This window comes from Streptomyces sp. NPDC111606 (assembly GCF_055656945.1).
In genome coordinates this window covers 1-19461 of the sequence record NZ_JBVKBY010000001.1, presented here as the reverse complement: position 1 = coordinate 19461, position 19461 = coordinate 1, and the positions used below count along the sequence as shown (strand labels likewise).

The following is a 19461-nucleotide window of genomic DNA, read 5'->3' as shown; positions in this document are numbered from 1 at the left end:
ACCGCGAGAGACGGTCACGGACCACTCGAAGACTCACGGAGGCGACATGTCGGCCCGCACGCACACCCCGCCCCACCCGGCGTCCACGGGCCGTGCCGACATCCGGCTGCCCTGGTGGGCCCTCGCCCTGCCGACGCTCGCCTTCATCACGCTGCTGATGCTGATTCTCGACCCGTCCGACGCGCAAGCCGCGACCGCCGAGCCCGCGATCACCCAGCTCTTCGAGCGCATCATGCAGCTGATCACGCGCTGAGCACCGCCGAAGCCGCCCGTCAACTCCCTGCGCCCCGTGGCCTGTTTCATGCGAAGCTGGATCTCATGAGCGTCGCAGAATCCCGCAGGATTGTCCTCTTCCGGCATGCGAAAGCCGACTGGCCACAGGTGAACGACCACGAGCGGCCGCTCGCCGACCGGGGCCGAATGGACGCGGCAGAGGCCGGCCGCAGGCTGGCCGACACCGACATCCCCTTCGACCTGGCCCTGTGCTCCACCGCGACCCGGACCCGGGAGACCTGGAAGCTCGCCGTCCATGAGTTCCCGCACCGGCCGAAAACCGTCTACGAAGAGCGGGTGTACGAGGCTTCGCCCGGCGAACTGATTGCTGTGCTCAACGAAACGCCCGACGACGCGCAGAACGTCCTGCTGATCGGCCACAACCCGGGCGTGCAGGGCCTCACCGAGATCCTCTCCGGTTCGGCCGAGACCGATCCGCGCGACCGGATGAGCCGCCGGGGCTTCCCGACCGCCGCCTTCGCCGTCCTGTCCTTCAGCGGCAGCTGGAAGACCCTGGAGCCCGGCGTGGCCACGCTGCTCGACTACTGGGCACCCTCCGAGTGATAGACCCACGCGCAGGGGCCCGGCACCGTCGCGGCGCCGGGCCCCTGCGCATGTGAGGCGTCGCGCGCGGGTCGGTCAGACCTCGTCGTCGTGCATGTCCGCGGCCTCGACCTCTTCGCGGGTGACGCCCAGCAGATACAGGACCGTGTCGAGGAACGGCACGTTCACCGCCGTGTGCGCGGCCTCCCGGACCACCGGCTTGGCATTGAAGGCGACGCCCAGGCCGGCCGCGTTCAGCATGTCCAGGTCGTTGGCACCGTCACCGATCGCGACCGTCTGGGACAGCGGTACCCCCGCCTCGGCGGCGAACCTGCGCAGCAGCCGCGCCTTGCCCGCCCGGTCCACGATCTCGCCGGTGACCCGGCCGGTCAGCTGCCCGTCGACGATCTCCAGGGTGTTCGCCTGGGCGAAGTCGAGCCCGAGCCGCTCCTTCAGATCATCGGTGACCTGCGTGAACCCACCCGAGACGACCCCCACTTGATAGCCGAGCCGCTTCAGCGTCCGGATCAGGGTGCGCGCGCCCGGCGTCAGCCGCACCTCGGTGCGCACCTTCTCCACCACCGAGGCGTCCAGCCCCTTCAGCAGCGCCACGCGTGCGTGCAGCGACTGCTCGAAGTCCAGCTCCCCGCGCATCGCGGCCGCCGTCACCTCGGCCACCTTGTCCTCACAGCCGGCGTGCGCCGCGAAGAGCTCGATCACCTCGTCCTGGATGAGGGTCGAGTCCACGTCCATGACGACCAGACGCTGCGCGCGCCGGTGCAGACCCGCCGCGACGACCGCGATGTCGACACCCAGTGCCGCCGCGTGGGTCACCAGGGCGGTGCGCAGCGGCTCGGTCTCCACACCGGACACCGCGAACTCCACCGCCGTCACGGGGTACTTGGCCAGCCGGAAGATACGGTCGATGTTGCCGCCCGACTTGGTGATCCGGGAGGCGATCGAGGCCGCCGCCTCCGCGGTCAGAGGGTGGCCGAGCACGGTCACCAGGGAGCGCCCGAGGCCACGCGGCCGGTTGTCGCCCAGGCCGGAGATGATCTCCGCCTGCATCTTCAGCGAATCGGCCCAGCTGTGGACGGTCGCCCTCAGGTCCCCTTCCATCCCGGCCGGAGGCTGCGTCACGAGCGCGCACAGCGTGATCCGGCCACGGGTGACGACCTGCTCGATGTCGACCACGTCGACGGAGTAGGCGGCCAGCGTGTCGAAGAGTCCGGCCGTGATTCCCGGCCTGTCCTTCCCGAAGATCTTGACGAGAAGGGTGGGGATGTCAGAGGTCTGAGAAGCGCTCATGGTGCTTCCACCGTATCCGGCACCGAGTGCCTGCCGCCCCTGAGGTCCGTCTAGCGGACACGGAACACTGGGTGTCGACGGGGTGGCGCGAGCCTTACGTTACGGCCACGGGCGCACCCTTGCCTGTGCATCACCCCAGTGGCACCTGTGGGTGGGGTCGCTCCCCGAAGGGGGCGCGGGGAACTGCGCGACCAGTCACAGCGGGCCCGCGGTCACGAACCGGCAGCCGCCCCCGAGCACTCGGATCACCCCGAGACACGCCCCGGTGCCCGGCTCACGAGCGCCCCTTCGGCTTCCCCGGCGGCGGCGGGGGAGGAGGCGGTGGCGGCGGGGGCGGTCCATCGGCCCCTCCGGACGACGGCCCGTCTCCACGCCGCCGCGGCGGCCGGGGCGACCGTGGCGGCGGCGCAATCGGCCGTACGACCGTGGGCGCCCCGTACACGTCGTCGTCACCGGCGGACGGCGGCTCACCAGCCGGCGGCTCGCCGACCGGCGGGTCACCAGGGCGCCGCACACCACCGCGCCCCCACCGCGCATCAGGTCCCGGCGCGTTTCCGGCCGCCCGCGCACCCCCGGAAGGCGGCGCCGCGCCCGGCGGCCGCGCGTCCTCCGGTTCGCGCAGCTGGTCCGGCACCCGCAGATACGGGTTCGTCCCCGGGTTGGGCGGCCGGTACGGCGTGCCGGGGGTGTAGGGCCCGGACGGGCTCGCGTCCGACGAAACCCCGGAACCCTCGGCCGCCGAACTCGCCGTGCTCCACGGCGCGGCCACTCCGGTCCCACCCGGCACCGCGCTCCCCACCGCCCCGCGGGCAAGCGGCGCAGCGCGTTGCCCCGCCGCCCCCGTCGCCCGCGCCATGAGCGCTCCCACACCGCCCGCCCCCGCGCCCCAAGCCGCCCCAAGCAGCAGCGCCACACCGAGGTTCCCCTGCAACCGCACCCCGGCGCCGAACGCGTCGAAGCCCAGCACCGACAGGGAGGCGTCCACGGACAGCTCCGTCAGCCATGCGAGCAACGGCAGCGTCAAGGCCGTGGCGACACCGAGCCGCAGCGCGCACCGCCCCGCGAAGCGGAGGGCACCCGGATCCCGTACGTCCCGTGAACCGGGACTCGCCAAGGCGCCTGCCGCGACCGGTGTGCGCACGGCCGTCAGCACGCCCGCGAGCAGCATCATCACCGCCGCCGCGACTCCCAGCAGCCACACCCGGCCGTCCAGTTCCGCGAGCCTGCTCAGCGTCACGGACTGGTCGGCACCGCTGTTCAGAAGATCGTCCAGGGGGTCCGGGAGCAGGCCCACCAGCGCCCCCGTCGCCCGGCCGTCGAACGGCACGAGCAGGCCGATCGGGATGCCGAGCCACACGCCGTTGGGGGCGCCGAGCAGGGCCGCGCCCGCGATCCGCTTGGGGTGGTCGTCACCGATCGCGGCGTACGCCGCCGCCGCGAGCCCGGCTGCCACCGCCACCAGCAGCACAGTGACGAGGGCGGACGCGGCGGGCCGTACGACGCGGTGCAGAGCCTCCCAGCCGCGGGGCAGCGGGGTGCGGCGCGAGGCCAGCAGGGCGATCAGCAGGATGCCCGCGGACCAGGCTGTCCCACCGAGCAGCGTCGGCGCCGTGTCCACCGTGAAGCCGACCGCCGCCTTCGCGTCGATGAGGTCGCCGATCTGGTCGGGCAGCAGCCCGCCGATGTCCCCGATGTCACCCACTCCGGGGATCTCGAGACCGCCCCCGCCCCCGCCAACGCCCGGCAGGTCGTCGAGCCCCAGCGAGCTCCCGTCGATCGTGATGACGTCGTGCCCGGCCCAGGCCAGCCCGCCCAGCATCGCCACGAACAGCGCGACCACCGTGCCCGCGCGCGCGAGGAGTTCGGACGGTGCGATCACAACTCCCGCGCCGCGCAAGGACCGTAGGAAGAACCACGACAGGAGCACCGCGCCGACCAGGCTCACCCCGAGTGGCGTGATCTCGATGGCCGTCGACGCCTCCGCGCCCGTCAGCCCGAAAGCGGACACATCGCCGGACGGTGTGACAGAACCACCCGCCCCAAGGGCCACCACCGCCGCTGTCATGGGCCCGAGGGAGCCCGCGGCGTCGGCCTCCAGCAGATGCAGTCCGAGTGCCGCCGTGCCCGCCATCCCGATCAATGCCCAGCTCACTGCGGCGATCGCGGACAACACAATGTCTCCCCACGGCAGCCGTGTACCGTGCCTCGCGCTCTCGACGTTCGTGGACGCGTTCATGGCAGACCCCCCGATCCGCGGCGCGGCGGGTGTTCGCCGCGCATGTCCCCCTCGCGTGGATTACCACTCTCCGGACTGATTTCAACCCCGTCAACGGAACCATTCGAAGCGCGTGGGCGTGGTCCTCACAAGGCCCGACTTTCGGTCAGGGGGCGGAGCCTGAAATAGTTCCCGACGATGTTCGACATCCCTAGACTCCCTGTGTTGGGGGTAACTCGGGGGACTACTCAGTGGGGCTGGAGTGCCGGAACTCGTACTGGAATTGAATGGAAGGACCTGGACGCTCGACCCGTCCAGGCCCTACACCCTCGGACGTGATCCGCAGGGTGACATCGTGCTCGACGACGCCAGAGTGTCCTGGCGACACGCCACGATCAGCTGGAGCGGCCGCAGTTGGGTCATCGAGGACCACGGCAGCACCAACGGCACGTTCGTGCAGGGCCAGCGGATCCATCACCTGGAGATCGGCGGCGGCTCGGCCGTGTTCCTGGGCAACGCGACCGACGGACCGTGTCTGAACCTCTCCGGCACCGCGGCCTCGGTCGCCTCGCCGCAGGCTCAGCCGCAGCAGCAGCCGTACGCCGCGCAGGGCGCGAACCCCGGCTGGGCCCAGCAGGCCCCGCCGCAGCAGAACGCCCAGCAGGCCGGCTGGCAGCAGCCGCAGCAGGCCGCCGCTCACATCCCGCAGCAGCAGGGTCCCGGTGGTGGCGCGGGGGCGCCGCCGGTCTACGGCGACCGCAGCCCCACCACGTTCCACCAGTTCTCCGTCGGCCGCGTCATGCGTATCGGCCGTGCCCTGGAGAATGAGCTGGTCGTCTCCGACCTCCAGGTCTCACGGCACCACGCCGAGTTCCACTCGACGCCCGACGGCCGTATGGAGATCCGCGACCTCGGCTCCCACAACGGCACCTACGTCAACGGCCAGCCGATCGCCAAGGGCGGCTCGCAGCTGCTGGGCCCGGCGGACATCGTCGGTGTCGGTCACTCGACGTTCAGGATCGTCGGCGACCGCCTCGAGGAGTTCGTCGACACCGGTGAGGTCTCCTTCTCCGCCCGCCACCTGACCGTCACGGTCGACGGCGGCAAGCAGATCCTCAAGGACGTCTCCTTCGGAGTCCCGGAGAAGTCCCTCGTCGCGGTCATCGGCCCGTCCGGCTCCGGCAAGTCGACCCTGCTCAAGGCGCTCACCGGCTACCGGCCCGCCAACCAGGGCGATGTCCTCTACGACAACCGGAACCTCTACAAGCAGTTCGCCGAGCTGCGTCAGCGCATCGGTCTGGTCCCGCAGGACGACATCCTGCACAAGGAGCTGACCGTCAAGAAGGCCCTCAAGTACGCGGCCAAGCTCCGCTTCCCGGCCGACACCACGGCCGCCGAGCGCGAGGCCCGTATCGACGAGGTGCTGCGCGAGCTGAAGCTGGACATCCACAAGGAGAAGAAGGTCACCTCCCTCTCCGGCGGCCAGCGCAAGCGCGTCTCGGTGGCCCTGGAGCTGCTCACCAAGCCGTCGCTGATCTTCCTGGACGAGCCCACGTCGGGCCTCGACCCGGGCATGGACCGCGACGTCATGCAGCTGCTGCGCGGCCTCGCCGACGACGGCCGTACGGTGCTCGTCGTCACGCACTCGGTGGCCGAGCTGGCGCTGTGCGACAAGCTCCTGGTGATGGCGCCCGGCGGTGCGGTCGCCTACTTCGGCCCGCCCGAGGAGGCGCTGAACTTCTTCGGCTACGACACCTGGGCCGATGTCTTCTCCGCCTTCGAGAACTACCGCGACTACGACTGGGCGGGCCGCTGGAAGGGCTCGCAGCACTACCAGATGTACGCCGCGGACATCGACGCGATTGCTCCGCAGTCCGTACAGATGCCCCCCATGCAGGCGATGAGGCCGCCGAAGCCGCAGGGCTGGCTGTCGCAGTTCCTGACCCTGGTGCGCCGCTATGTCTCGGTGATCGCCTCCGACAAGGGCTTCCTGGCCCTGACGGTGATCCTGCCGCTCGTCCTCGGCTCGGTGAGCCTGCTCATCGACTCCGGCAAGGACCTCCTGGTCAACACGGAGATCAACCCGAACACCGGCAAGCCCGTCGCCAACGGCACGGCCCTCACCGTCCTGCTGATCCTCGCGGTGGGCGCCTGCTTCGCCGGCGCCGCCAACTCCGTCCGTGAGCTGATCAAGGAACGGGTCATCTACGAGCGGGAGCGCGCGACCGGCCTGTCCCGGTCCGCGTACCTGATGTCCAAGGTGTTCGTGCTCGGCCTGATCACGGTGCTGCAGGGCTTGATGGTCGGTGTCATCGGCTTCTCAACCCGCACCATCCCGGACGAGGGCCTGATTCTCGGCAGTCAGATTCTGCTGGAGCTGTGTATTCCGATCATGGCACTGGGCTTCACCGCGATGATGTTCGGCCTGATCATCTCGGCCCTGGTGAAGACCGCCGAGAAGACCATGCCGCTCCTGGTCATGTTCGCGATCGTCCAGGTCGTCTTCACCGGCTGCCTGTTCCCGCTGGCCAACTCCATCGGTGTCAACGAGCTCTCGTACCTGATGCCGTCGCGCTGGGCGGTCGCCGCCGCCGGTGCCACGCTCGACTTCAACCAGATCAGCCCGCCCGCCAAGGGCGACAGCAACGACCCCCTGTGGGAGCACACGGTCGGCGCCTGGACCATGGACATGCTCGCCCTGATCGTCCTCGGCGTGATCTGCGGCATCTTCGTGGCCCGCTTCCTGCGCCGCCACGAGCCCGAGGTCATGCGTAAGTAGCCTCCCCGTACCACGCCCGAAGGGCGGCACCCGTCAGGAGGGTGCCGCCCTTCGGCGTACGGATCAGAGGCCCGCGCCTACCTCGCTCAGTACGCGCTGTTGACGTTGTCGATCGAGCCGTACCGGTCGGCCGCGTAGTTGGCAGCGGCGGTGAGGTTGGCGACCGGGTCGTACTGGCTCTTGGGCGTGCCCGGGACGTGGTACGCGTCGAAGGTCGGCTTGATGACCTGGAGCAGACCGATCGACGGGACGCCGTTCTGGGCGTTGATGTCCCAGTCGTTGATCGCGTTCGGGTTACCCGAGGACTCCCGCATGATGTTCTTGTGCAGGCCGTTGTAGGTGCCCGGGATGTCGTGCTTCTTCATGATGTCCAGGGCCTCGCGGATCCAACCGTCGAGGTTGTTCGCGTAGGTCTTGGCGGCGACCGGCTTGACCTGGATGCGCTTGGCGTCCCGGCTCGCGGCAGCCTTCGCCTTGCGCGCGGCTTCGGCCTTCTTCGCGGCGGCGGCCTTGGCGGCCACGTGCTTGTCGTGGGCCACGGCGGCGCGGTGCTTGGCGGCAGCCACGGCGGCCTTGTGCTTGGCCGACATCTCCTCGGCCTTCACACCGGCGGCGGCGAGCTGGGTGGTGACGCTCGGCTTGACGTCCTTGATCTGCTCGCTGCTGTACGCCACCTTGCCCGTGGGGGCGTCGGCCGTGGTCGTCTGGGCGTTGCCCGGGACGGCGGACAGGGCGAGAGCGGCGGCGCCGAGCGTACCGACGCCGGCTATCGCGATCTTGTGGCGCTTGGTGAGGGTGCGACTAAGACGGTTCTTGGTGTTCTTGAGCATGGCAGTGGGACCTCTTCGAATAGCGCGGAGGTCGCTCGCTGTCCGTCAGGGGACACGGGTGCTTCCTGCACAAACGCCGCGGGCTGAACCCACGGCGCTGAGCGACGAGAGCAATTCTTAGCGGCCGCAAAATGGCGTGGCAAAGGTGTGACGTACGATCCCCGGTAGTGGACCCAGGAAGGGCAAAACGGGACAGACAGGACCGTCTGTCCCGCTCAAAAGGGACGTCACTACCTACTACGGACTTTCGTACGTGACCTGGGCCCTATGCGCGGGCTCACATCGCCCGCGCAACAGTCTCACCGGCAGTTGCTGGCGCAACGCTCTGTGTGAGGGCCCTCCTCCGGCAGGATGAGATGCAGGTCGCCGAACTCGTGCCACAGGTAGAGCCCTTGCAGTGCTGCCTCGTAGCTGCGGCCGATCGCGGCCCGCCCGGCGACCGCCTCCAGCATCAGCAGATGCGAGGCCTCCGGCTCGTGCAGCCCGGTCAGCAGCCCGTCCACCACCCGCACCCCGCGCTCCGGCGTGACGACGAGGTCCGTCCACCCCTCACGCGCGCGTACGGCCCCGTCGGCGCCCGCCGCCGACTCCACCGCCCGCACGGCCGTCGTCCCTACGGCGACGACCCTGCCGTCCCCTGCCTTCGCTGCGTTGATCAGCCGAGCCGAGGCCTCCGGCACCGCGAATCGCTCCGGATACGGCGGCTCGTGCGCCTCCGCCGAGGCCACCCCGGTGTGCAGGGTGATCGGCGCGAACTGCACACCCCGGCTGACCAGCTCCGTCACCATCCGCAGCGTGAAGGGCCGCGCCGCACTCGGCATCTCCGCGCTGCCCGTCCCGTCGGCGGCCGGCAGCGCGAACACTGTCTGGTACGCGGAGAGCGGCTGGTCGCGCTCCGTATAGGAGTAACGAATCGGCCGCCCGTGCTCACGCATGAGCCCGAGAACGCCCGCCGCGGGGGAGCTCTCCCGGGCCCCTGAGACCCGCGCCCACCAAAGCCGCTCACTCTCCGAGCTGAGCGGCTCCTCCAGCACCAGCCGCACCCCGCCCGGCAGCCGCACCTCACTTCCCGCGGGCCCTCCCTCCCGCCGCCCGCGACCACCCTTCCCACGAGCGCTTCGCGCGCTGCCCCATATATGCGCGCGCGTGGCGCCCCGCCCGTCGGGATCCCGCAGCTCGACCGCCCACCGCCCGTCGTCCCCGCGCGTGGAGAAGTGCACCACCACCCGTGTCCGCCCGATCCGCCCGTCCACGGCGGCGGCCAGCGTCTCCGAGGTGTTCACGACCAGCAGATCCCCGGCCCGCAACAGCCGCGGCAGCTCGCCGAACGCGTGATGCGTCACGTCGGTGCCCCGCGACACCAGCAGCCGTACGGCATCCCGGTCCAGCCCCGGCCCCCGCTGCTCGGCCGGTATCCGGGCCGACAGCTCCTCGGGCACCCTCCCCCACGCTCGAACAGGCTCGCGCGGGGGGACCCCCATCGCCAGAGTCATCGCCGTCCCTCCAGCAGCGAGGGCGCCCCATAGCGGCCGCTCGCCGGCCGCTCGTCCAGCAGCCGCAGGAAGGCCGGCACCACACCGGCCGGCGTCGGCCGTGGCTCGTCGTCGTCCGGTACGGCCGCCGCATACAGGTCCGTGGCCATGTCCCCGGGGTCGACAGCCCAGATCCGCAGCCCCGACTCCTCCTGGCCGAGCACCGCCGCGAGATGGTCCAAGGCAGCCTTCGACGCGCCGTACCCGCCCCAGGTCTCGTACGCCTCGGCGGCAGCGTCCGAGCTGAGCGTGATCACCGCGCCCGTCCCCGACGCCCGCAGCAGCGGCAGCGCCTCCTGGACCAGGCCCAGCGCGGCGACGACGTTCACCTCCAGCGCCCGCCGCAGCCCCTCCAGGGGCAGCTCGTCCAGCCGTACGAGCGGCTCGGCGCCCAGCGCGCTGGCGTTGCTCACCAGCAGATCGACGCCGCCCAGCCGCCAGGCGGCGGCCACCAGGTCGGCCCGGTGCCCGGCATCCGTGACGTCCCCGGGTACGGCCTGCACGCGCGTGCCGTACGACCGGAGCCCGGCCGCCGTCTCCTGGAGGACCTCCGCCGACCTGGCGTCGAGCACCAGGTCCCAGCCGCGCGCGGCCAGCGCCTCGGCGAGCGCCCGCCCCAGCCCCTTCGAGGCGCCCGTGATGATTGCTACCGACATGACAACCGTCCCCTCGTACCTGGCCGCCTCCGATCGGCGGTGCCCCCAACGTAGGAACGGGACCGCCCGCACCGCCTCGGACGCGGGCCGCAAAGCCGCGGGGCCCTTCGTCCTAAGCCGCACCGGGGGCCGTTCGCCCTACGCCGCTGATCGGGGGACCAGAGGACTAGGACCGGCGCCCTAGCTGGCCGCCGCCACAGGTCCGATCCGACTGTCACACCCCGCCGGTACCGTGAGGGCATGAGTCAAGGCCCCAGGTCCGGCCTCGCCGCGGTGAGCTCCGCGCTGCTGGCCATGAGTAGGCATCTCGAGGTGCGTGACGTCCTCAAGACGATCGTCGCCTCGGCCCGCGAGCTGCTCGACGCGCAGTATGCGGCGCTCGGCGTCCCGGACGACCACGGCGGCTTCGCCCAGTTCGTGGTCGACGGAGTCAGCGACGAACAGTGGAAGGCCATCGGTCCGCTCCCGCGCCAGCACGGCATCCTCGCCGCGATGCTCCGGGAGGCCGAGATCGAGCGCCTCGCCGATGTCCGCAAGGACCCCCGCTTCGAGGGCTGGCCATCGGCGCACCCCGACATGTCCGACTTCCTGGGCCTGCCGATCCGCGACGGCGACGAGGTCATCGGCGCGCTGTTCCTGGCGAACAAGAACTGCCCGAAGCCGGAAGGCAGTTGCGGGTTCACCGAGGAGGACGAGGACCTCCTCGGCATCCTCGCCCAGCACGCCGCGATCGCCCTGACCAACGCCCGCCTGTACGAGCGCAGCCGCGAGCTGACGATCGCGGAGGAACGCTCGCGCCTCGCGCACGAACTGCACGACGCGGTCAGCCAGAAGCTCTTCTCCCTGCGCCTGACGGCCCAGGCGGCGGCCGCCCTGATCGACCGTGACCCGTCCCGCGCCAAGGGCGAGTTGCACCAGGTGGCCGCGCTCGCCGCCGAGGCCGCCGACGAACTGCGCGCCGCGGTCGTCGAGTTGCGCCCCGCCGCCCTTGACGAGGACGGCCTCGTCGCCACCCTGCGCACCCAGATCCAGGTCCTCGACCGCGCCCACTCCGCGCGCGTGACCTTCGCCGGCCGCGGCGTGAAGGCCCTGCCCTCCGCCCAGGAGGAGGCCGTCTTGCGCGTCGCCCAGGAGGCCCTGCACAACGCCCTGCGGCACTCCGGCGGCGAGCACGTCGGCGTGACGCTGGACCGGCGCGGCAGCGGAGCCGTACTGCGCATCACGGACGACGGCGGCGGCTTCGACCCGAAGGCGATACGCCGCGCCGGGCGCCACCTGGGCCTGGTCTCCATGCGGGACCGGGCCAGCGGCGTCGGCGGCACGCTGACCGTGGAATCGGCGCCCGGCAAGGGCACCGTGATCGAGATGGAGGTCCCCGGTGGCTGACGCAATCAAGGTGCTGCTCGTCGACGACCACCAGGTCGTCCGCCGGGGCCTGCGCACCTTCCTCGAAGTACAGGACGACATCGAGGTCGTGGGTGAGGCCGCCGACGGTGCCGAGGGAGTGGCCCGCGCCGAGGAACTCAAGCCCGACGTCGTGCTGATGGACGTCAAGATGCCGGGCATGGACGGCGTCGACGCCCTGCGCAAGCTCCGCGAACTCGACAACCCCGCGCGCGTGTTGATCGTCACCAGCTTCACCGAACAGCGCACCGTGATCCCCGCCCTGCGCGCGGGCGCCGCCGGTTACGTCTACAAGGACGTGGACCCGGACGCCCTCGCCGGCGCCATCCGCTCCGTGCACGCCGGGCACATCCTGCTCCAACCCGAGGTCGCGGGCGCCCTGCTGTCCCAGGAGGAGGCCAACTCGGGGCAGGGAAGAGCCGGGTCGCTGACCGACCGCGAGCGCGAGGTCCTCGGCCTCATAGCGGACGGCCGCTCCAACCGCGAGATCGCACGGGCCCTGGTCCTCTCCGAGAAGACCGTCAAGACACACGTCTCAAACATCTTGATGAAGCTCGATCTGGCGGACCGCACCCAGGCCGCCCTGTGGGCCGTACGCCATGGCGTGACCGGCTGAAACGCTCTCCGCAGGACGTGACGGACGGCAATACGGAGGGTTCCGCTCCGGACTGAGATTCATACCGTCGTGGGAATGTCCCCCGGATGGCGCATCCTTCGTGGATCTCCACCGTTCTCCAGTGCGTGCTGCGGCGACTGCCGCGGCAATCGCAAGGAGGGCTTGAAAGTGAAGAACCTGAAGAAGGCAGCGGCCGTGACGATGGTGGCGGGTGGCCTGCTGGCAGCGGGTGCCGGAATGGCCTCCGCCACCGACGGCGCGCACGCCGACGGCAAGGCCGTGGGCTCCCCGGGCGTCGCCTCGGGCAACCTCGTCCAGGCCCCGGTTCACATCCCGGTCAACGTCGCGGGCAACAGCGTGAACGTCGTCGGCATCCTGAACCCGGCCTTCGGCAACCTGGCCGTCAACAAGTGACGCCCACCCGAAGCAAGCAGTGACCTCCGGCCTCCCGGCCCCACCCCGGGAGGCCGGTCTGTTTGTCGGTGCGGGCTCGGGGACTCTGCAGCGCCGGCCGGCGCAATCCAGCCCGTCCGGCGTTTGAGGACGAGGCCGTCCAGGCCGAAACGGGGGTCTGGGGGCGGAGCCCCCAGTGGACGGTCACACCAACGCCGGCCACACCCAGCGGACGCTCACCGCACGCCCCGCTCCCGCTCCTCCACATACGCGTTGTACGAAGCGACCTGCGCCCGCCGAGCCACCCGCTCCACCGGCCGCAGGGCCTCAGCCCGAGCCCCCATCTCAGCGGAGCTCACCGCACCCCCGTGCCCGTTCGTATGGGCCAGCGAGATCAACAACCCCACCCGCTGCGCCAGCTCCAGCACCCGCACGGCCCGCGGCGGATACCCCGGCGCCAAAACCTCCCGCCCCCGCTCGGCCCGAGCCCGGTACGCATCGATCGCCGCCTCGGCAACCGGCCCCGACCCGGCCACATCCAGCCGCGACAACACCTCGGTCGCCTCCCGCAGGGCCTCCGCCAGCTCCCGCTCGGCCTCGCCCAGAGACGGCACATCGGCAGGAGGCGCCTCCCGCACCGGCAGCACATGCCAGACGACCTCGACATGTACATCACCATCGGGCCCGGCCTCGTACATCTCCGGCACCATCCCGAACGCGGCGCCGTGACAGATCACCGCCTCCTCGGCATCCATGGCCCGCGCATTGAACTCCGGCGGCCCGCTCAGCCCCAGCGGATGCCCCGGCGCGGGCAGCGCCACCCGCAGCCCGCTGACCCCGAGCGTCCGCAGCCGGCCCAGCGCCAGCGTGAGCCCGACGGGCGCCGACTCACCCGGCAGCCCCTCCACCCTGTGCACGGCATCGTCCCCGACGATCTCCAGCACAGCGTCGTCCGGTGAGATAAGTCCGGCCAAAAGGGCATTTCCCCAAGCCGCAAGGCGTCCTGAACGCGGTTCCGAGAGCATGCCCCCACCCTAAGGACCGGACCGATGGAATGAAGCGCCCGACCGGTGGCGTAGATTTCGTTGAGGGCTGCGCCCGCAGGCGCACGCGACCACCGAGACGCCGAGACGCCGAGACCGGTCACACTGCAAGGGGAGACAACGCGCTCATGAGCGATGTTCTGGAGCTTCAGGACGTATCCGTGGTCCGCGAGGGCCGGGCTCTGGTGGACCAGGTCTCCTGGTCGGTCAAGGAGGGCGAGCGCTGGGTCATCCTCGGCCCGAACGGCGCCGGCAAGACCACCCTCCTGAACCTCGCCTCCAGCTACCTCTTCCCCAGCCAGGGCACCGTCTCCATTCTCGACGAGACCCTCGGCAAGCCCGGCACCGACGTCTTCGAACTGCGTCCGCGCATCGGCACGGCCGGCGTCGCCATGATCGACAAGCTGCCCAAGAAGCAGACGGTCCTGCAGACCGTGCTGACCGCCGCGTACGGCATGACCGCCGGCTGGCACGAGGACTACGACGACATCGACGAACAGCGCGCCCGCGCCTTCCTCGACCGTCTCGGCATGAGCGACTACGTGGACCGCAAGTTCGGCACCCTCTCCGAGGGCGAGCGCAAGCGCACCCTCATCGCCCGCGCCCTGATGACCGACCCCGAGCTGCTCCTCCTCGACGAGCCCGCCGCCGGCCTCGACCTCGGTGGCCGCGAGGACCTCGTTCGCCGCCTCGGCCGCCTCGCCCGCGACCCGATCGCGCCCTCCATGATCATGGTCACGCACCACGTCGAGGAGATCGCCCCCGGCTTCACCCACGTCCTGATGATCCGTCAGGGCAAGGTCCTCGCCGCGGGCCCGCTGGAGCTCGAACTCACCTCCCGCAATCTCTCCCTCTGCTTCGGCCTCCCGCTCGTCGTCGAACAGGTTGGCGACCGCTGGACGGCACAGGGCCTCCCGCTGTCCTGACCCGGTCCTTCACCCCGCAAAACCCCGGTAAGAACGGCTTTTCAAACGATCGGCGCCCTGTCCGCGACCGGGCCCGCGGTCCTACCATGACCATGTGGAAATCGACGCGTGGGTTTGGTGGTTGATCGGCGCCGCAGCGCTCGGCATCGGGCTCGTGATCACCGCGATGCCCGAACTCGGCATGCTGGCGGTGGGCGCCGTCGCGGCCGCCCTGGTGGCCGGCATCTTCGGCGGTGACGCCGTCGTCCAGGTCGTGTCCTTCGTCGTCGTGTCGACCGCACTCATCGCCGTCGTACGGCCCATCGCGAACAGACATCGCGCACAGCGGCCCCAACTCGCCACCGGCATCGAGGCCTTGAAGGGCAAACAGGCCGTCGTTCTGGAGCGCGTCGACGCCTCCGGCGGCCGGATCAAGCTCGCCGGAGAGGTCTGGTCGGCACGCGCCCTCGACACCGACCGCGCCTACGAAGTAGGCCAGGAAGTGGACGTCGTGGACATCGAGGGGGCCACGGCGATCGTCATGTGACCTCGCACGACGTAACTGGCGTGAACCCGCCGCGAGTTCCGCGACGGTCTGTCAGACTCGACCAGCAAGATCTTCAACAACCATAAGATCTGCGGAAAAGCCGCGGCGGAGAAGGGGTACGGGGAAAGACCATGGAACCGGTCATCATCGTCCTGATCATTCTGGTGGTGTTGGTCTTCATCGCCCTGATCAAGACGATCCAGGTCATCCCGCAGGCCAGCGCGGCCATCGTCGAGCGCTTCGGCCGCTACACGCGGACACTCAACGCGGGCCTCAACATCGTGGTCCCGTTCATCGACACCATCCGCAACCGCATCGACCTGCGCGAACAGGTCGTACCGTTCCCGCCCCAGCCGGTGATCACCCAGGACAACCTGGTCGTGAACATCGACACGGTCATCTACTACCAGGTGACCGACGCCCGCGCCGCCACCTACGAAGTCGCCAGCTACATCCAGGCGATCGAGCAGCTCACCGTCACCACGCTCCGCAACATCATCGGCGGCATGGACCTGGAGCGCACCCTGACCTCCCGCGAGGAGATCAACGCGGCCCTGCGCGGCGTCCTCGACGAGGCGACGGGCAAGTGGGGCATCCGCGTGAACCGCGTCGAACTCAAGGCAATTGAGCCCCCCACCTCCATCCAGGACTCGATGGAGAAGCAGATGCGCGCCGACCGTGACAAGCGCGCCGCGATCCTCACCGCCGAAGGTACGCGCCAGGCCGCGATCCTCACCGCCGAAGGCGAGAAGCAGTCCCAGATCCTGCGCGCCGAAGGTGAGGCCAAGGCCGCCGCCCTGCGCGCCGAGGGCGAGGCCCAGGCGGTCCGCACGGTCTTCGAAGCCATCCACGCCGGCGACCCCGACCAGAAGCTCCTCAGCTACCAGTACCTCCAAATGCTTCCCAAGATCGCCGAAGGCGACGCCAACAAGCTCTGGATCGTCCCCAGCGAAATCGGCGACGCCCTCAAGGGCCTGTCGGGCGCGATGGGCAACCTGGGCGGCCTGGGCGGCCTGGGCGGGGGTTCGGGCAACGGAGGCTCCGGCACAGGCACGGAACGCCGAGAGAAGCCGTCGATCGACTGAGACGCATACGGCCATACGACGATGGGGCTCGCCTTCCAAGTAAGGCGAGCCCCAAGGGCTTTCAGGGGCGCGGGGAACTGCGCGACCAGCCACCCACAACCCGCAGCCGACGAACAACTGGCAGTCTCCGGCGACGGGTCAGGCCGCGTCCATCGCCAGCCAATCAGGCAGCGCAGCAAACTCGTCGGCCCCCAGCGTCAGCAACATCGCATCGGCAGGCGTCGGCTCGAACGGCTCCCGAAGCAACGGCATACCCGCCTGCTCAGGCGTCCGGTCGGCCTTCCGATGATTGTCGTCGGCGCACGAAGCGACCGTATTCAGCCACGTGTCCTGCCCACCGTGCGACCGCGGCACCACGTGGTCCACCGTCGTGGCCCTGCGCCCGCAGTACGCGCACCGGTGCCGGTCCCGCACCAGCACACCCCGCCTCGACCATGGCGCTTGTCTTCGGAACGGCACCCGTACGTACCTGCAGAGCCTGATCACCCGGGGCGCGGGTATGTCGACCGCGGCTCCGCGCATGCGCAGTTCGGGGTGGGCCTGCTCAACGACGGCCTTGTCCTGAAGCACCAGAACGACGGCTCGGTTCAACGTCACCGTCGACAGCGGCTCGAAGCTCGCGTTCAGTACCAGCGTGTCCCGCATGACCAGCCCACCTCCCGTGTGCAGCAGCCCACCCCGTGGCGGGCTGGGATCAACTCTGGCCGGGCACGCCGAGATGGACAACGAAATAAAAAATGCCCGCCCCCGATCACTTCCATGACCGGGGGCGGGCAAACGTTCCATGAACGTCAGGCTTCGGCGGGCACCTCGTACTCGGCGATCACATGCGCACGCGCGAGCGTGTGGAACCGCAGGTTGAAGCCGACGACGGCCGGACTGGCGTCCGAGTCAGGACCCAGCTTCTCCTGGTCCACGGCGTACACCGTGAACACGTAGCGATGCGGCCCGTCCCCGGGCGGCGGCGCGGCACCGCCGAACTCCTTCGACCCATAGTCGTTCCGCGCCTGTACGGCACCCTCCGGCAGCCCCTCGAACTTGCCGCTGCCCGCACCGGCCGGCAGCTCGGTCACCGAGGCCGGGATGTCGAAGAGGACCCAGTGCCAGAACCCGCTGCCCGTAGGGGCGTCGGGGTCGTAGCAGGTCACGGCGAAGCTCTTGGCCCCGGCCGGGAAGCCTTCCCAGCGCAGCTGCGGCGAGGTGTTGCCCGCCGCGTGGACCTGAGCGTCCTTGAGGGTCCCGCCCTGCTCGACGTCCTCGCTCGTGACCGTGAAGGACGGCACAGGCGGATGGAAGTCGTGGGGCAGCGGCCGCCGCTTGAGCTCGGTCACTTCGATACCTCCTGATGGACCGGTGGAATCAGCAGTTCCGAGCCTAGAACCAGTTGCGCTTGCTGCCGACCTCGGACAGCCACTGGTTGAGGTACGCCGCCCAGTCGGTCCCCTGGAAGTCGTTCAGACCGACCTGGAAGGACCGGAAGGTGTCACTGCCCTCGCTGAACAGCCCCGGCTTCTTGTCCATTTCGAGGACGACGTCCATCGTGTGCTCGTCCGCGACGAAGCTCAGCTCGACCTGGTTGATCCCGCGGTACTGCTGCGGCGGGTAGAACTCGATCTCCTGGTAGAACGGCAGCTTCTGCCGCGTACCGCGGATGTGGCCGCGCTCCATGTCCGCGTTCTTGAAGCGGAAGCCCAGCTGGATGAAGGCGTCGAGGATCGCCTTCTGCGCGGGCAGCGGGTGCACGTTGATCGGGTCCAGGTCGGTGGAGTCCACGGCCCGCGCGATCGACAGCTCCGTCGTCACACCGATGTTCATGCCGCGCAGCGTCTGACCGTCGATCGTCGTGACCGGCGTCTCCCACGGGATCTCCAGCCCGAAGGGCACCGCGTGCACACCCCCGGCCTGCAGCTCGAAAGCACCACCGAGCTGCATCTTCGTGAACTCGATGTCCTGCTTGTACTCCGAGTCCTGGCCCTCGACCTCGACCCGTGCCTGCAGGCCCACGGACAGGCCCTCGATGTTCTGGTTCACGGACCCGCCCTGAATCCGCACCTCACCCTGGACGACACCGCCCGGGACGACGTTGACCTCAGTCAGCACCGTCTCGACCGAAGCCCCGCCGGCCCCCAGGCTCGCGAGCAGCTTCTTGAACGCCATGACTCTCCTCTTTTCAGAGTGGATCCCTTGATCCCTACAAACGCGATCCGGCCGTGGCCGGTTCCGCGCTCCCACCCTGGCAAGCCGCACGCCCCCTGACCACCCCGTCGCCACCACCCGTCTGCACTACCCTCGGACGGCATGATCGCGACCCCCGACCGTACGCCCTTGCCCCGGGACTTCTTCGACCGGCCTGTCCTTGAAGTCGCCCCCGACCTCCTGGGCCGCATCCTCGTTCGCAGCACCCCGGACGGTCCGATCACCCTCCGCCTCACAGAGGTCGAGGCCTACGACGGCCTGAATGACCCCGGCTCCCACGCCTATCGCGGTCGCACGCCCCGCAATGAAGTGATGTTCGGTCCCCCCGGACACGTCTACGTCTACTTCACTTACGGCATGTGGCACTGCATGAACCTGGTGTGCGGCCCCGACGGCCGGGCGAGCGCGGTCCTGCTGCGCGCCGGCGAGATCGTCGAGGGCGCCGAGCTCGCCCGCACACGTCGACTCTCGGCCCGCAACGACAAGGAACTGGCCAAAGGCCCGGCCCGCCTGGCGACCGCTCTTGGCGTGGACCGCGCCCTGGACGGCACGGACGCTTGCGCCTCCGGCGAGACCCCCCTGAGGATCCTGGCCGGCACCCCGACCCCCTCCGACCAGGTACGCAACGGCCCCCGCACCGGCGTGGGCGGCGACGGCGGAAACGGAGACGTCCACCCCTGGCGCTACTGGATCGCCAACGACCCCACGGTGAGCCCCTATCGGGCCCACGCCCCGAAGCGTCGCCGAAGTTGACGCGCTCATACGAGGCGCGTAACGTGGCCCGAGCCGCTGAACCGGGTACTGCGAAGTCAGCAGCCGGAGCGGCCAACCCACTACCTAGGAGAACCCCTAAGCGGGGTCGATTCCGGCGTGCCCGCATGCCCGAATTCGATTGCGCAGAGCCCGATTATGAATCGGGCGGGGGAATCGGCTAACGTAGTGAATGTCGAAAGGCCGACAGGCGAAAGCCCAAAGCTTCTAGGCATCCCACCGACAGGGAATCGGATCGAGAAAAGGATCTGATAGAGTCGGAAACGCAAGACCGAAGGGAAGCGCCCGGAGGAAAGCCCGAGAGGGTGAGTACAAAGGAAGCGTCCGTTCCTTGAGAACTCAACAGCGTGCCAAAAATCAACGCC

19 protein-coding genes are annotated in these 19461 nt (G+C 69.9%); 10 read left to right on the top strand and 9 right to left on the bottom strand.

Annotated features, from left to right (window positions below; translation table 11 throughout):
- Positions 1-46: 46 nt before the first annotated feature.
- Together ACZ7M7_RS00095 and ACZ7M7_RS00090 are read left to right on the top strand one after the other, a co-directional pair.
- Positions 47-253 carry a hypothetical protein gene (locus ACZ7M7_RS00095; protein WP_383597521.1) on the top strand — a complete coding sequence of 69 codons (207 nt, stop codon included), beginning with the start codon at positions 47-49 and terminating at the stop codon, positions 251-253.
- A gap of 65 nt (positions 254-318) precedes the next feature.
- The gene (locus ACZ7M7_RS00090; RefSeq protein WP_383597524.1) at positions 319-837 is read left to right on the top strand and encodes a SixA phosphatase family protein; all 519 of its coding nucleotides are present in this window, start codon (positions 319-321) and stop codon (positions 835-837) included.
- A gap of 75 nt (positions 838-912) precedes the next feature.
- On the opposite strand, the gene serB is transcribed toward ACZ7M7_RS00090, so the two are convergent.
- Both serB and ACZ7M7_RS00080 read right to left on the bottom strand, forming a co-directional pair.
- Positions 913-2124: a phosphoserine phosphatase SerB gene (serB, locus tag ACZ7M7_RS00085; protein WP_383597527.1), complete on the bottom strand. Its 1212-nt coding sequence runs from the start codon at positions 2122-2124 to the stop codon at positions 913-915.
- Positions 2125-2398: 274 nt separating this feature from the next.
- A complete protein-coding gene (locus ACZ7M7_RS00080) occupies positions 2399-4360 on the bottom strand; it encodes a streptophobe family protein (protein ID WP_472111384.1) in 1962 nt (653 codons plus the stop codon).
- A gap of 241 nt (positions 4361-4601) precedes the next feature.
- Here ACZ7M7_RS00080 and ACZ7M7_RS00075 point away from each other — a divergent pair, with 241 nt between their 5' ends.
- Positions 4602-7118: an ABC transporter ATP-binding protein/permease gene (locus tag ACZ7M7_RS00075; protein ID WP_472111382.1), complete on the top strand. Its 2517-nt coding sequence runs from the start codon at positions 4602-4604 to the stop codon at positions 7116-7118.
- A gap of 86 nt (positions 7119-7204) precedes the next feature.
- Here the strand turns inward: ACZ7M7_RS00075 and ACZ7M7_RS00070 are convergent, their stop codons facing one another.
- The 3 genes from ACZ7M7_RS00070 to ACZ7M7_RS00060 form a co-directional block, all read right to left on the bottom strand.
- A complete protein-coding gene (locus ACZ7M7_RS00070) occupies positions 7205-7948 on the bottom strand; it encodes a transglycosylase SLT domain-containing protein (RefSeq protein ID WP_383597535.1) in 744 nt (247 codons plus the stop codon).
- Positions 7949-8247: 299 nt separating this feature from the next.
- Positions 8248-9441 carry an S-adenosylmethionine:tRNA ribosyltransferase-isomerase gene (locus tag ACZ7M7_RS00065; protein WP_472111380.1) on the bottom strand — a complete coding sequence of 398 codons (1194 nt, stop codon included), beginning with the start codon at positions 9439-9441 and terminating at the stop codon, positions 8248-8250.
- Complete coding sequence (locus ACZ7M7_RS00060) at positions 9438-10136, bottom strand: SDR family NAD(P)-dependent oxidoreductase (RefSeq protein WP_383597541.1); 699 nt, start codon at positions 10134-10136, stop codon at positions 9438-9440. Before ACZ7M7_RS00060 ends, ACZ7M7_RS00065 begins: the two co-directional genes overlap by 4 nt.
- A 240-nt stretch (positions 10137-10376) precedes the next feature.
- On the opposite strand from ACZ7M7_RS00060, the gene ACZ7M7_RS00055 reads away from it, so the two are divergent.
- The 3 genes from ACZ7M7_RS00055 (at position 10377) to chpE (ending at position 12570) form a co-directional block, all read left to right on the top strand.
- Positions 10377-11522, top strand: coding sequence for a GAF domain-containing sensor histidine kinase (locus ACZ7M7_RS00055; RefSeq protein ID WP_383597544.1), 1146 nt, complete (start codon positions 10377-10379; stop codon positions 11520-11522).
- Positions 11515-12156: a response regulator transcription factor gene (locus ACZ7M7_RS00050; protein ID WP_328428680.1), complete on the top strand. Its 642-nt coding sequence runs from the start codon at positions 11515-11517 to the stop codon at positions 12154-12156. Before ACZ7M7_RS00055 ends, ACZ7M7_RS00050 begins: the two co-directional genes overlap by 8 nt.
- 168 nt (positions 12157-12324) lie before the next feature.
- Complete coding sequence (chpE, locus tag ACZ7M7_RS00045) at positions 12325-12570, top strand: chaplin ChpE (protein WP_328428681.1); 246 nt, start codon at positions 12325-12327, stop codon at positions 12568-12570.
- A 215-nt stretch (positions 12571-12785) separates the two neighbouring features.
- Here the strand turns inward: chpE and ACZ7M7_RS00040 are convergent, their stop codons facing one another.
- Complete coding sequence (locus tag ACZ7M7_RS00040; RefSeq protein ID WP_383597547.1) at positions 12786-13574, bottom strand: hypothetical protein; 789 nt, start codon at positions 13572-13574, stop codon at positions 12786-12788.
- A 146-nt stretch (positions 13575-13720) separates the two neighbouring features.
- On the opposite strand from ACZ7M7_RS00040, the gene ACZ7M7_RS00035 reads away from it, so the two are divergent.
- The 3 genes from ACZ7M7_RS00035 to ACZ7M7_RS00025 all read left to right on the top strand — a co-directional run bounded on the left by ACZ7M7_RS00035 (position 13721) and on the right by ACZ7M7_RS00025 (position 16129).
- Positions 13721-14518 carry an ABC transporter ATP-binding protein gene (locus ACZ7M7_RS00035; protein WP_383597550.1) on the top strand — a complete coding sequence of 266 codons (798 nt, stop codon included), beginning with the start codon at positions 13721-13723 and terminating at the stop codon, positions 14516-14518.
- Positions 14519-14612: 94 nt separating this feature from the next.
- The gene (locus tag ACZ7M7_RS00030) at positions 14613-15044 is read left to right on the top strand and encodes an NfeD family protein (protein WP_383597553.1); all 432 of its coding nucleotides are present in this window, start codon (positions 14613-14615) and stop codon (positions 15042-15044) included.
- 131 nt (positions 15045-15175) lie between these two features.
- Positions 15176-16129 (top strand): SPFH domain-containing protein, encoded by a 954-nt coding sequence (locus tag ACZ7M7_RS00025; protein WP_383597555.1) that lies wholly within the window; start codon positions 15176-15178, stop codon positions 16127-16129.
- Between the two features lie 138 nt (positions 16130-16267).
- On the opposite strand, the gene ACZ7M7_RS00020 is transcribed toward ACZ7M7_RS00025, so the two are convergent.
- The 3 genes from ACZ7M7_RS00020 to ACZ7M7_RS00010 form a co-directional block, all read right to left on the bottom strand.
- Positions 16268-16774 (bottom strand): HNH endonuclease, encoded by a 507-nt coding sequence (locus tag ACZ7M7_RS00020; RefSeq protein WP_383597558.1) that lies wholly within the window; start codon positions 16772-16774, stop codon positions 16268-16270.
- A gap of 146 nt (positions 16775-16920) precedes the next feature.
- Positions 16921-17460: a YbhB/YbcL family Raf kinase inhibitor-like protein gene (locus ACZ7M7_RS00015; protein ID WP_383597563.1), complete on the bottom strand. Its 540-nt coding sequence runs from the start codon at positions 17458-17460 to the stop codon at positions 16921-16923.
- Between the two features lie 43 nt (positions 17461-17503).
- Positions 17504-18286 carry a sporulation protein gene (locus tag ACZ7M7_RS00010; RefSeq protein WP_472111374.1) on the bottom strand — a complete coding sequence of 261 codons (783 nt, stop codon included), beginning with the start codon at positions 18284-18286 and terminating at the stop codon, positions 17504-17506.
- Between the two features lie 141 nt (positions 18287-18427).
- On the opposite strand from ACZ7M7_RS00010, the gene ACZ7M7_RS00005 reads away from it, so the two are divergent.
- The gene (locus tag ACZ7M7_RS00005; RefSeq protein WP_472111372.1) at positions 18428-19078 is read left to right on the top strand and encodes a DNA-3-methyladenine glycosylase; all 651 of its coding nucleotides are present in this window, start codon (positions 18428-18430) and stop codon (positions 19076-19078) included.
- Positions 19079-19461 lie beyond the last annotated feature (383 nt).

Excerpts from the sequence above, each read along its gene's own strand:
- ACZ7M7_RS00055 (WP_383597544.1), top strand. The coding sequence starts at position 10,377 with ATGAGTCAAGGCCCCAGGTCCGGCCTCGCCGCGGTGAGCTCCGCGCTG.
- ACZ7M7_RS00040 (WP_383597547.1), bottom strand. The coding sequence starts at position 13,574 with ATGCTCTCGGAACCGCGTTCAGGACGCCTTGCGGCTTGGGGAAATGCC.
- ACZ7M7_RS00065 (WP_472111380.1), bottom strand. The coding sequence starts at position 9,441 with ATGACTCTGGCGATGGGGGTCCCCCCGCGCGAGCCTGTTCGAGCGTGG.
- ACZ7M7_RS00060 (WP_383597541.1), bottom strand. The coding sequence starts at position 10,136 with ATGTCGGTAGCAATCATCACGGGCGCCTCGAAGGGGCTGGGGCGGGCG.
- serB (WP_383597527.1), bottom strand. The coding sequence starts at position 2,124 with ATGAGCGCTTCTCAGACCTCTGACATCCCCACCCTTCTCGTCAAGATC.
- ACZ7M7_RS00010 (WP_472111374.1), bottom strand. The coding sequence starts at position 18,286 with ATGGCGTTCAAGAAGCTGCTCGCGAGCCTGGGGGCCGGCGGGGCTTCG.
- ACZ7M7_RS00090 (WP_383597524.1), top strand. The coding sequence starts at position 319 with ATGAGCGTCGCAGAATCCCGCAGGATTGTCCTCTTCCGGCATGCGAAA.
- ACZ7M7_RS00095 (WP_383597521.1), top strand. The coding sequence starts at position 47 with ATGTCGGCCCGCACGCACACCCCGCCCCACCCGGCGTCCACGGGCCGT.
- ACZ7M7_RS00025 (WP_383597555.1), top strand. The coding sequence starts at position 15,176 with ATGGAACCGGTCATCATCGTCCTGATCATTCTGGTGGTGTTGGTCTTC.
- ACZ7M7_RS00080 (WP_472111384.1), bottom strand. The coding sequence starts at position 4,360 with ATGAACGCGTCCACGAACGTCGAGAGCGCGAGGCACGGTACACGGCTG.
- ACZ7M7_RS00020 (WP_383597558.1), bottom strand. The coding sequence starts at position 16,774 with ATGCGGGACACGCTGGTACTGAACGCGAGCTTCGAGCCGCTGTCGACG.
- ACZ7M7_RS00035 (WP_383597550.1), top strand. The coding sequence starts at position 13,721 with ATGAGCGATGTTCTGGAGCTTCAGGACGTATCCGTGGTCCGCGAGGGC.
- ACZ7M7_RS00070 (WP_383597535.1), bottom strand. The coding sequence starts at position 7,948 with ATGCTCAAGAACACCAAGAACCGTCTTAGTCGCACCCTCACCAAGCGC.
- ACZ7M7_RS00005 (WP_472111372.1), top strand. The coding sequence starts at position 18,428 with ATGATCGCGACCCCCGACCGTACGCCCTTGCCCCGGGACTTCTTCGAC.